We start from the raw sequence: 10,629 nt of genomic DNA on the forward strand, positions 1-10,629 counted from the left end.
CCGGACTGTACACCCGCACGCGGGAGAGGGAGCCGTCCGAACGTGGTTTGAGGGCCAGAATTCAGTCAATCCACCGGGCGCTAAGGATCAGCAACTGAACTCACACGCCGCTGGATCGGTCCCCTCGCCCGCTTGCGGGAGAGGGTTAGCGTGAGGGACAAACCGCACCCATCCCCCATCACAACCGGCTCAGACAATCCATTGCCACCGCTTTAAAGCTGACGAAATCAGCGCAGTCGCGCAATCTTGTCACCGCCCTTTCGCGCAGGAAGGTGACAAACAGATCGTAAATCGCCATCGCCTCCTCATATTCACTCTTACTGATCGCCAGCAGGAAAATCACTGAGGCCGTCTCATCGCCCCAGCTCACGCCGTGCGGTGCCAGCACGGTATAAACCACGGTTTTTTTAGCCAGTAATCCCAGCGAGTGTGGCAGCGCAATCCCTTCGCCCAGCATGGTACTGACAATCGCTTCACGCTCTTCGACTGAAGGATAAAAATCAGCATCGACATAGCCCTCCGCCTCGAGCCGATCGCACAGCAGGCGGAACAGCGCCGACTGGCTCATTGGCCGGTCGAGCACCATGAAATGCTGCGCGTCGAAGTACTTCTCCAGCATGTAAGGCCGGGTGCGGTCCACCAGCACCAGCTTGCCGAGCTGTTCCAGCTGAAACTCCGTAGGGAACGGCGACATCATCACTACCGGCTTGTTCTTCTCGCTGAGCCGCGCGGTTGAAATAACAAAATCTTCATCAATGTGCGCACGCACTTCGTAGTCACGCTGCGACAGCCGCGCCGTCACCACCAGCTGCGGGTATTTGCGCAGCAGCAGCGCCTCGATCATGCGCAGCGTGGAGTTGCCGCTGTCGCAAACCAGCAACACCTGCGGATGTCGCTGGTAGCCGACATCGTAATGTCGCTCCAGCCCGACGCCGATGTGCAGCACCAGAAAGCCAATTTCGTTTTCGCTGATGGTATACGGCGTGTATTTGCCCCAGCTGGTGACGGCCGCCAGCGTCACATCGTAGGCCATCGGATAGTGCTGCTTGATGTTACTCAGCAGCGGATTGGGAATGTGGATCTGATAGCGCACGCGGGTGATCATGGTTTTGATGTGCGTGAGCAGATCGGCGCGCAGCTGCTCATCCTGCTGCAGCCGGTAGTTGTAATGGGTGTTGATGTAATTAAGCAGGTAATCCACCAGCGCATCCGCGTCATCGGCGTTGATGGTGCTGGGGGCCAGCGCCTGAATCTGCCGCGCCGCAATATTAACGCGCAGCCAGTTCTCTTCGGCCTGCGAAATACCTTTACCCACCAGCGGGCGCATCAGATTAACCAGATCGTGCGCCGCCTCGCGTATCTCCTCGCCGACATCCTCCGCGCCGGGATCGCTGAGCGGGAAGCCTTCGCTGATGCGGCGCACCGCCACCGCGCAGTAAATCAGCAGATAGCGCTCGCCTTCATCGCTCAGCCGGATGGCGTGCTGCGTGAAGCACTGCGCCAGCAGCGGCTGCAGCTGCGCCAGCATGCCGCTGTGCAGCGCCTCGACCGTCAGCAGCGGGCTGTCGGGTGTCTGCTGGTCGATTTGCCACAGCAGATCGGTCAGGCAGGTGCGAATCGCCGCCTCGCTACCAAACAGTTTCATACCGTAGCGCGGCTTGGTTTCGATGTTGAGATGATAGCGGCCCAGCCACTCGCGCACTTCCGCCATATCGCTCTGCAGCGTGGCGCGGCTGACGAACCACTCTTCCGACAGATCTTCCAGCTTGAGCGAATACGCGGCGGTGAGAAAGCGGCTCAGCAAATAGCGCACCCGATCCTGCGAGGTGCGCGGCACCCGCAGCGGTGCCGCACTCTCCTGCTGCAGGCGGCCGAAGCGCACCGCGTCGTCGATTTTTAGCTGATAGCCCGCGCCGCGCGCCAGCACGAACTGAGCGCCGTGCTGTTCCAGCAGCGCATTGAGCGCGGTGATGTCGGTGCGCACCGTGCGCGTTGAAACGGAAAAACGCCGCGCCAGCTCATCCTGTGGCAGCGTTTCGCTTTGCAGCGCCGCGAAGAGTTGAGCTAAACGCTGATTGGGAAATCTCACGGAGCCTCACCTGTTACTCATTTGTTACAGCAGTTTCTTGCACGTTGCCAGAAGCTGACGCACATCGTCAATGCGCGTGTCGCCGCTGGCGCTATCAATAATTGAGCTGTAAACGTGCGGGATGACTTTACTGACCCCGGCCTCCAGAGCAATCCGCACAATCTCTTCGAAATTACTGAGATCGATACCGCCGGTCGGCTCCAGCCAGAAATCATGGTGCGCACAGGCGTCCGCCACCGCGCGATACTCCTCCACCGCTTTCAGGCCGCCCATCGGGAAATACTTCACCGAACTGCCGCCCATATCCTGCAGCATGGCGATCGCCGTGGCGATCGGCACAATGCCGTCCGCCGCCTGCGAACTGCGCGGACCGGTGGAGATTTTCACCTTGCCCGGCGTGCCGGTTGGTGAAACCAGACCGTTCACGATGGTGTGTGGCTGTCCGAGCAGCGCGCGGCTGGTGGCCACGCCGGTAAAGACCTGATTAACGTGCTGCGGCTGCAGTTCCGCCGAGATTTCACTGACCATCGCCGACTGATTCGGGTCGCCCGCGCCCAGCCCGACCGACAGCGCATTATCAATCAGCGCCGCGTACTCGCGCATATCGGCAATCGCGGCCTCATTCGAGGCGTAGTTTTTCGACAAAACGCCGACCAGCACATGCCCTTCTGCCGCCTGCCAGATCGCCTGCGCATTCTGCTTTGAACCGGCCAGCACGTTGAGGCACAGACGGCCCTGATAGAAATTGGCGTTAAGATTCATGCGCGTTTTCCTCCGCTGAGCAGCGCCTGGATGCGGCTAAAGATGATGTGCAGCTGTTCCGCGCTGACGCTGCGCACATCCGCTTCGATAATGCCTTCGTTGGCTTTATAGCCGCGGAAATAGATGGCGATGTCGCCGTTTTTCAGCGCCTGCACCAGCTCGCCGGTCGGCCAGCCCGTTACCGCTTCATCAAATTTGATCTCAGCGCGGGCGATGTCACGACCGGCCGCATCCCACACCACGCGCGCGCTGACGCCGTTCAGCGTGTTGAGGTTATCGATAAAGGGCGTCATCTTCGCCACCATGTCGGCGCCGCTGGTTTTGCTCTGCAGCAGGTAGTTTTCAATCGCCTGAGTCAGACCGAGAATGCCCTCTTTGCCGACTTTCATCGCGCGGCCAATGCCGTTACTCTGGCGTTTTACCCACTCGACGTACTGGCTGCGGCCGATCACCAGGCCGCTGGTTGGCCCTTCGATGGCTTTGGCACCGCTGTAGATCACCAGGTCGGCCCCCATCTGGTAATAGCACTGCAAATCCTCTTCGGCCGCCGCATCGACAATCAGCGGAATATCGTGTTTGCGCGCGACTACTGCCGCCTGTTCGACGCTGAGATGGCTTTTCTGCACACAGTGATGCGACTTGACGTACAGCAGCGCCGCGGTGGTCGGCGTGATGGCCGCCGCCAGCTGTTCTGGCGAGCACTCATTGCTGTAACCAGCCTCAATCAGGCGTCCGCCGCCCAGCGCCACCATGCTGCCCACCGGCGCGCCGTAGTTCACGTTATGGCCTTTCGGCACCACAATGTCGTGCGGCACGCTGAGCGGCGCGGCGTGCAGGTTATCCAGCAGCCAGTCGTTATCTTTGACGATCACCGCCGCTACGCACTGGGCAATACCGGCCGAGGCGCAGGACACCACCACCGCGTTTTCGACTTCCAGCAGGCGCGCGATGTAGGCACCGGTTTTGTTAACCAGATCTTTGATCTCAAAGTAGTGATTGAGGCCGTAGCTGACGGTATCCACCACGTCGGCGGACGGCGTCGACACGCCGAGAATGGTCATACGGCCGGAGGCATTGATCACCTGTTTCAGGTCATATTTCTCATAAATCGAAGACATGATGCGCTTTCCCTTCCTCAGTCAGATGCCACTGGCCCGCGATCACCACGGCCAGCGGCAGTAAATGTTGCTCACCCGTGACCCGTTCGCCTTCAGCATCGACGAACGGGCGGGCTTCCTCTTTGACGGTAAAAATTGTCAGATCGGCGTCATAACCGGCGGTCAGATGCCCTTTACCGGCCAGACGCAGACCCGCCGCGGCATTAACGGTGACGCAGGCGATCACCTGCGGCAGCGTCATGCCGATGGAGAAAAATTTCGACATCACGTGCGCCAGGCTGTGCACCGGGCCGTTGATGCGGTTGCGACAATAGATATCGGAGCTGATGGTGTCCGGCAGAATGCCCTGGGCAATCGCCTCGCGCGCCACTGCAAAACTGAAGCTGGCGCTGCCGTGGCCGATATCCAGCTTCACGCCGCGCGCGATCGCCTGCTTAACCGCCGCTTTCAGCTCGCCCTGCGGTGACAGAATGCGGTTCGGCTTGCCGTTGAAGCAGTGGGTGATGATGTCGCCGGAAGTGAGCAGCGCGGCGATCTCTTCCAGCACCGGCGGGTTGTTACCGATGTGCACCATCAGCGGCAGATTGCCCGCCGCCTGCTGAATGGCTTTGGCGCGCACCAGCGGCTGAATGCCGTTGTCGCCGACCACGCTGCTGCTCATGCGTGCCTTCAGGCCGACAATAAAGTCCGGGCGACGCTGTACCGCCTGCACCACCGCTTCGCCGTCGATCTGCGCCATATCGGCCAGTTCGTTCTGCGTGACGATGCCGGTGCGCGAGATGTTGATCAGCGCGCGCACTTCGGTCTTCGCGCTGTGCGTCAGCTGATAAAAGTCGTCGATGTGATCGGCACCGGTGCTGCCCGCATCCACCACGGTGGTGACGCCCTGCGCCACGCCAATCGCGTCGGCTTCGTCGTGGTAAATCGGTGATTTGGGATAGCAGTGTACGTGGCTGTCAATCCAGCCCGCGCTGACGTAGTAGCGGCCGCCGAGATCGCGCTCCTGTTGCGCTGCGCCGTCCACCTTACCGACCGCCGCGATTTTGCCGGCGCGAATCGCGATATCCACCAGCTGTTCATCACACAGACGCGCGCGGCGCAGAATCAGATCAAACATAAAACCCCCATTTACAGAGCGCACATGCCGTAGCGGCGCAATTTATTGCGCGATAAATCGCGCCGCTACGGGATTGTGCAGCCATTTCGCGCTTACAGCGAAACCGGGAAGATAGCGCCGAGCACCATGGCACCTAGAATCGCGCCGCCGGTAATCGGCTTGTTCCACAGGTAAAACAGCAGCGCACCGACCAGCGAACCGAGGCCGATCGGAATTGATGCCGCCATGGCAGACAGAATAATCAGTGGACCAAGGAAGCGACCGGAGGCATTCCCGGCGCCCATCATTACGTCCGCGCCGTAGGTGGAATCGCTCTGGTTGATGGTGAATTTGCGCGCGAGGATAATCACGTAGCCAATCGCCACGCCAATCACCAGCCCGGTTGCCAGCGAGGCGGCAAAGTTCGCCACCGGAAACACGATACCGGCTCCCAGCAGCAGCGCTGGCACACCGAGGCCGACGCCGGTCTGAATCGCGCCGCCGATATCCAGAATCCCTACCAGCGAGCCTTCAATAATGCGCGCAAACAGGAAGCTGGCACCAAACGCCGCCACCGCGCCGTACACGCCGGTTTCCATGCCGGAGCGCAGCATCGAAACGAATGCCACTTCGTTAAAAGCACCGATGCCGTACAGGTAGTACATGTGCGTCCCGGCGAATACGCCGGAGGAGAGCAGGCCGACAAACAGCGGGAAAGACCAGTCGGCGTACCAGAACCCTTTGTTTTCATTCTCGTTCATGCTGAAGGCTCCTTATTTGCCGCTCAGGCTGTTGTGGATCATGTCGAGCCAGCCAGGGATGCCGAGCTGGAAGGATTGCAGCAGTTTCACATCGAAGCCACGGAAGAAGCCGCTCAGCACAAACAGCAGGACAATCGCAGCCATCATCACTTTGGTGACTTTGTTCCAGCCGCTCTCTTCCACGCCTTTACCGATCAGAATGCCCAGCACCAGACCCGGCACGGCGTTACCCATGATCAACTGCGCCAGACCACCAAAAATGGTTGCCCAGAAGCCCGATTTCTTACCGGCATCTATCGCCGCCAGCCAGAAGATCACCGGCATCACCGTGTTCACCAGCAGATTCGCCGCCGGCACCAGCACTTTTACCGCGGTCACCTGCAGCGCAGCCGGTACGGCGGAAGCAGTACTGTTCAGGAAGGCCACCACGATCATGCCGATGATGCCGCAGGCAATCGCCATGCGTTTCGGGTTATGCAGCGTTTCCGCGACGTTGCGGTTCTTTACCATCAGTGCGGCCGCGCCCCAGTTCGGCAGAATGCGGTGATCCACATCCTGCGTGAAGGAGCCCGCGGCAACGGAGGATGCCCAGGCGTTAAAGAAGAAGCCGAGACCAAAGGAGAAGTGCGAAGCCGGATCGCCCTCGCAGGAGTTGAGCTCGCCCAGCGTACGGAAGGCACCCATCCCCTGCGTGACGGGCGCGTGGAACATGCGCGCCGCGCCCGCTCCAACGCCCACGCCGACTAATCCACCTATGATCAACGACTTAAACAAAATGATTAAAAACATATTGTTACCCTTGTTGTCGTTATTCTTACGTTGCTGTGAAGGTCACGCTCTCGGTGTCGATCACAGTGACGCTGACGGTAATTTCCAGCTCCACGCTGTAATTCCGCCGTTCACGCGCGAGGAAGAAGAACAGAAATTTCTCCTTCCGCACGCTCTCCTGCGCGCGCAGCACCCGCACATCGAGCGGTTCAATGCGCAACAGAATTTTCTGGCTGGTGCGCAGCACCTGCTGCTGCACCTTGCTGAGCGCATCGGCGAAGGCTTTTGCTTTGCTGTCGCCTTTGCCCTGCACCGTGACCTGCGTCTCATACTGTTGTTTCATGCTTAGCTGCCGTGTTTTTTATTCCAGGCCTGAACCAGACGCTCACCCAGCTCTTCTTTATCCATGAAGCCAAAACCGAGCACGGTGGCGCCTTCGTTGATGGCGGTTACCCCTTCGTCCACCGAACGCATGCCGTGTTTGGCTTTGTAGCCGTACTTGTTCTGCGCGGTGATGGCACCGGCGCCGCCGCTGCCGCAGAAGGAGATGCCGAAATCAGCGTTTTCCGCCTTCATCACATCGCCCAGTTTCATATCCGCCGCCACGCCCGGCACCACTACTGCCCGGCCGCCGGCTTTTTCGACGCCAGCTGCCACTTTCTGTCCTTTACCCAGACGATCGCCAATCACTACCGTTACCATATTCCGTTCCTCTCTCAATTCATGCTTCGTTCGATTTCGCCACTTCAATATGCACCGACAGCAGCCAGGCTTCTTCGACAGGCAAATTGCCAAACAGATCCACCACCTGCTGCGCCAGCGCCATGGTCTCAGGCGAGATGTCCTCAAACAGTTCGGCTTCGACGTCCGGCAGCGCCTCTCTGGTGAGAGAGCGTGCCGCCATGGCGCGGACATGTGAGGCCAGCATTTGCTGTTGCACCGCATTGGCTGCAATGTGGTGCGCGGCATACAGCGCCGCGATTTGATTCATCACCTTATCCGCCAGCGCCTGGATTGCCTCCGGCGTGCTCGGTTTCAGCGGGACAGCATCACTCCTCACCTTGTTACTCCTGTTTACAGCGGACAATGTCAGATAATTCGCGTTGAGAAGAAATTACGCTGTCCGCCTGGCGGTGTGGAGACGCAACATTTCCACCTCAAAGTGGAAATCCCACGGGCGACTGTGCGCCAGATCGCACGATGCACGAACTATGCGAGATCGCTCACGAAATGCGTGAAATGAGGTAAAAAGCGGGATAAAAACGGTGGAATGACGCGAAGCCGCGGCAGGAATAAGGCCAGCCTGCAGGCTGGCCCGGTTTATCAACGGAATTTCTTATGGTTGACGTTACGGATGTCTTCCAGTTTCTTCGCTTCGGTTTTCGCCTCGTCCAGCTTGTTAGCCTGCGCCAGCTGGTCGACAACGTCGATCTGGACAATCAGTGAGTCCAGACCGGCGTGGTAATTCTTGATCTGTGCGCTGTCAGCGCCCTGACCTTCCAGTTTTTCCGGCGTGGATTTTTTTGCATCCTGCGCAGCGGCACGCATCTTGCCCAGTGCAGCGTGCATTTCCTGGGCATCAGAGGTTTTCTTAACGACACTCAGCCCGTCTTTCAGGGTGTCCATATCCTGCTCCAGGTCAGCCGCGAACAGGCTGGCTGAAGAGAACAGCAACGACAAAGACAACATAGCAATCACATGCTTACGCATAACGTTTTCCTTTAATTATTATCAGGCGAAAAAAAAGCAGCCGCTGTGGGCTGCTTTCATCAAGCGATGTCTTTATTGTCCGGCGATTTTCATCTCCGGCAGCAGCACCGATCCGCATTGTATATTGCTGCGCGTTTCAATGTCGTTACCGACCGTTACCATATTGAGCCACATATCTTTGAGGTTGCCCGCAATTGTGATCTCGCTCACAGGGTATTGAATTTCACCGTTTTCAACCCAGAAGCCAGCCGCACCGCGCGAGTAGTCGCCGGTCATGGCGCTGACGCTGGAACCCATCATCTCGGTAACGATCAAACCGCGCCCCATCTGCTTCACCAGATCGTCAAAGCTGTGGCCCTGACCGGCGATGCGCCAGTTATGAATGCCGCCCGCGTGGCCGGTGCTTTGCAGGCCGAGCTTACGCGCCGAATAGCTGGTCAGCAGCCAGTTCTGCAGCACGCCATCTTTCACGATTTCGCGCGCTTCGGTGCGTACGCCTTCGCTGTCGAACGGCGTCGACGCCAGCCCTTTCAGCAGGTGCGGCTTCTCTTCAATCGTCAGCCACGACGGCAGAATCTGCTGACCCAGCGCGTCGAGCAGGAAAGTGGATTTGCGGTAGACGCTGCTGCCGCTGATCATGCCCACCAGATGGCCGAACAGGCCGGTGGCCACTTCCGGCGCGAACAGCACCGGCGCTTTCATGGTCGGCAGCTTACGCGGCGAAAGACGTGCCAGCACGCGGCGCGCGCACTCCGCACCCACCCAGTCGGCGCTTTGCAGATCGCCCATCGCGCGGCCAATGGTGTAGGCGTAGTCGCGCTCCATGTCACCGTTGTGCTCAGCAATGACGCAGCTCGACAGCGAATGCCGGCTGGAGCAGTAGCTCTGCAGCATGCCGTGGCTGTTACCAAAGACTTTGATGCCGACATGGCTGTTAAAGCTGCCGCCTTCGGTATTGGTGATGCGCTTGTCAGCCTGCAGCGCAGCCTGCTCGGCCTGGGCAGCCAGCTCAATGGCGCGATCGGCGTCGATCTCCCACGGATGGTAGAGATCGAGATCCGGTGCCTCGAACGCCAGCAGATCGCGCTCGGCCGGCGCAGCACAGGGATCGGGCGAGGTGTAGCGCGCGATATCGATCGCCGCCTGCACGGTGCGTTTAATCGCGTCCGGGCTGAGATCGGTCGAGGAAGCACTGCCTTTGCGGTTTTGGTGATAGACGGTGATGCCAAGCGCGCCATCGCTGTTGAATTCGACGTTTTCCACTTCGCCGTAGCGGGTACTGACACCGATTCCGGTGGTTTTGGTGACCGCCACTTCTGCTCCGTCGGTGCTGGCTTGCGCCAGTTCCAGCGCCTGCGCGACAGCCTGTTCCAACACTTTACGTTGTTCTGCAACCTGAGTAGATACGTTCATCGACCTGCCGTCTAATCTTAAGTATGAATTTATTGAGTCTATCAGACTCAGAGAACAATTTCGCAGTCGCCCGATAAACTGGTAGGATTAGCCTCTTTTTTTAGGGAGCCAACAGATGACGAAGCAGCCCGAAGACTGGCTCGACGATGTGCCGGATAATCAGGAAGAAGAAGACGAAGAGATTATCTGGGTCAGTAAAAGTGAAATTAAACGCGACGCCGAGGAGCTGAAACGCCTGGGCGCCGAGTTAGTGGATTTAGGGAAAAACTCCCTGGATAAGATCCCGCTTGATGAACAGCTGCGTGACGCCATTGAACTGGCGCAGCGCATTAAGAAGGAAGGCCGCCGCCGCCAGCTGCAGCTGATTGGTAAAATGCTGCGTCAGCGCGACGAAGAGCCAATCCGCCTGGCGCTGGATAAGCTGAAGAACCGCCACAACCAACAGGTTGCGCTGTTCCATAAGCTGGAGCAGCTGCGCGATCGGCTGATCGAGCAGGGTGATGACGCGGTGGCGGAAGTGCTGAATCTCTATCCGCACGCCGACCGTCAGCAGCTGCGCAGTATGATCCGCAACGCGCAGAAAGAGAAAGCCGCCAGTAAGCCGCCAAAAGCCGCCCGCCAGATTTTCCAGTACCTGCGCGAGCTGGCTGAAGCGTAAGTCCGCTGCGGACGGTTGCCCCGCCCTCACCCTAACCCTCTCCCGCATGTACAGTCCGGGGACATGGCAGACAGGTGTTCGGGGACATAGTGAACACTTTTTAACATCCTTTACCCATGGTGATCGACTTTTTCTTCAGGTCGATCACCCCCACTTTTGTGCTGTACCACCACACCTCGTAATAACCGTCTTCCCCCGTCTCCTTCAGCCCCACACGCTCTCCCCTGAACGCCTTGCCCGCCTTCAGGCTGAGT

General features: G+C 58.9%; 12 protein-coding genes and 1 pseudogene. 1 reads left to right on the forward strand and 12 read right to left on the reverse strand.

Annotated features, from left to right (window positions below):
- Positions 1 to 178: 178 nt before the first annotated feature.
- From ERD80_RS08615 to pmbA, 11 genes are all read right to left on the reverse strand, one after another.
- The gene (locus tag ERD80_RS08615) at positions 179 to 2,089 is read right to left on the reverse strand and encodes a PRD domain-containing protein (protein ID WP_021509720.1); all 1,911 of its coding nucleotides are present in this window, start codon (positions 2,087 to 2,089) and stop codon (positions 179 to 181) included.
- Between the two features lie 24 nt (positions 2,090 to 2,113).
- Entirely contained in the window at positions 2,114 to 2,851 is a 738-nt protein-coding gene (locus ERD80_RS08620) for a KDGP aldolase family protein (protein ID WP_136546549.1), read from the reverse strand.
- Positions 2,848 to 3,969 carry a DgaE family pyridoxal phosphate-dependent ammonia lyase gene (locus tag ERD80_RS08625; protein ID WP_136546551.1) on the reverse strand — a complete coding sequence of 374 codons (1,122 nt, stop codon included), beginning with the start codon at positions 3,967 to 3,969 and terminating at the stop codon, positions 2,848 to 2,850. The genes ERD80_RS08620 and ERD80_RS08625 overlap by 4 nt, the downstream gene beginning before the upstream one ends.
- Complete coding sequence (locus ERD80_RS08630; protein WP_136546553.1) at positions 3,953 to 5,086, reverse strand: amidohydrolase/deacetylase family metallohydrolase; 1,134 nt, start codon at positions 5,084 to 5,086, stop codon at positions 3,953 to 3,955. Before ERD80_RS08630 ends, ERD80_RS08625 begins: the two co-directional genes overlap by 17 nt.
- Positions 5,087 to 5,178: 92 nt before the next feature.
- Positions 5,179 to 5,826 (reverse strand): DUF4310 family protein, encoded by a 648-nt coding sequence (locus ERD80_RS08635; protein WP_021509724.1) that lies wholly within the window; start codon positions 5,824 to 5,826, stop codon positions 5,179 to 5,181.
- 12 nt (positions 5,827 to 5,838) lie between these two features.
- Complete coding sequence (locus ERD80_RS08640) at positions 5,839 to 6,615, reverse strand: DUF4311 domain-containing protein (RefSeq protein WP_021509725.1); 777 nt, start codon at positions 6,613 to 6,615, stop codon at positions 5,839 to 5,841.
- A 25-nt stretch (positions 6,616 to 6,640) separates the two neighbouring features.
- On the reverse strand, positions 6,641 to 6,937 hold the full coding sequence (locus ERD80_RS08645; protein WP_021509726.1) for a DUF4312 family protein: 297 nt from the start codon (positions 6,935 to 6,937) through the stop codon (positions 6,641 to 6,643).
- A 2-nt stretch (positions 6,938 to 6,939) separates the two neighbouring features.
- Complete coding sequence (locus tag ERD80_RS08650) at positions 6,940 to 7,296, reverse strand: SFCGS family glycine-rich protein (protein ID WP_021509727.1); 357 nt, start codon at positions 7,294 to 7,296, stop codon at positions 6,940 to 6,942.
- A 19-nt stretch (positions 7,297 to 7,315) separates the two neighbouring features.
- Positions 7,316 to 7,654 carry a glycine dehydrogenase gene (locus ERD80_RS08655; protein ID WP_136546555.1) on the reverse strand — a complete coding sequence of 113 codons (339 nt, stop codon included), beginning with the start codon at positions 7,652 to 7,654 and terminating at the stop codon, positions 7,316 to 7,318.
- 263 nt (positions 7,655 to 7,917) lie between these two features.
- The gene (cybC, locus tag ERD80_RS08660; RefSeq protein WP_136546556.1) at positions 7,918 to 8,304 is read right to left on the reverse strand and encodes a cytochrome b562; all 387 of its coding nucleotides are present in this window, start codon (positions 8,302 to 8,304) and stop codon (positions 7,918 to 7,920) included.
- A 72-nt stretch (positions 8,305 to 8,376) separates the two neighbouring features.
- Positions 8,377 to 9,717 (reverse strand): metalloprotease PmbA, encoded by a 1,341-nt coding sequence (gene pmbA, locus ERD80_RS08665; RefSeq protein ID WP_058775743.1) that lies wholly within the window; start codon positions 9,715 to 9,717, stop codon positions 8,377 to 8,379.
- Positions 9,718 to 9,832: 115 nt separating this feature from the next.
- Between pmbA and yjgA the strand changes: the two genes are divergently transcribed.
- Positions 9,833 to 10,375, forward strand: coding sequence for a ribosome biogenesis factor YjgA (gene yjgA, locus ERD80_RS08670; protein WP_058759857.1), 543 nt, complete (start codon positions 9,833 to 9,835; stop codon positions 10,373 to 10,375).
- Between the two features lie 100 nt (positions 10,376 to 10,475).
- Here the strand turns inward: yjgA and ERD80_RS08675 are convergent.
- Positions 10,476 to 10,629 (reverse strand): annotated as a pseudogene (locus tag ERD80_RS08675) (IS481 family transposase); the annotation flags it as partial.

Source organism: Pantoea sp. R102, assembly GCF_004916815.1.
Taxonomy (GTDB): Bacteria; Pseudomonadota; Gammaproteobacteria; order Enterobacterales; family Enterobacteriaceae; genus Pantoea; species Pantoea dispersa.

What these genes read in the sequence shown, in the direction of transcription:
- ERD80_RS08620 (WP_136546549.1), bottom strand. Translation starts at nt 2,851, where the DNA reads ATGAATCTTAACGCCAATTTCTATCAGGGCCGTCTGTGCCTCAACGTG.
- ERD80_RS08625 (WP_136546551.1), bottom strand. Translation starts at nt 3,969, where the DNA reads ATGTCTTCGATTTATGAGAAATATGACCTGAAACAGGTGATCAATGCC.
- ERD80_RS08630 (WP_136546553.1), bottom strand. Translation starts at nt 5,086, where the DNA reads ATGTTTGATCTGATTCTGCGCCGCGCGCGTCTGTGTGATGAACAGCTG.
- ERD80_RS08635 (WP_021509724.1), bottom strand. Translation starts at nt 5,826, where the DNA reads ATGAACGAGAATGAAAACAAAGGGTTCTGGTACGCCGACTGGTCTTTC.
- ERD80_RS08640 (WP_021509725.1), bottom strand. Translation starts at nt 6,615, where the DNA reads ATGTTTTTAATCATTTTGTTTAAGTCGTTGATCATAGGTGGATTAGTC.
- ERD80_RS08645 (WP_021509726.1), bottom strand. Translation starts at nt 6,937, where the DNA reads ATGAAACAACAGTATGAGACGCAGGTCACGGTGCAGGGCAAAGGCGAC.
- ERD80_RS08650 (WP_021509727.1), bottom strand. Translation starts at nt 7,296, where the DNA reads ATGGTAACGGTAGTGATTGGCGATCGTCTGGGTAAAGGACAGAAAGTG.
- cybC (WP_136546556.1), bottom strand. Translation starts at nt 8,304, where the DNA reads ATGCGTAAGCATGTGATTGCTATGTTGTCTTTGTCGTTGCTGTTCTCT.
- pmbA (WP_058775743.1), bottom strand. Translation starts at nt 9,717, where the DNA reads ATGAACGTATCTACTCAGGTTGCAGAACAACGTAAAGTGTTGGAACAG.
- yjgA (WP_058759857.1), top strand. Translation starts at nt 9,833, where the DNA reads ATGACGAAGCAGCCCGAAGACTGGCTCGACGATGTGCCGGATAATCAG.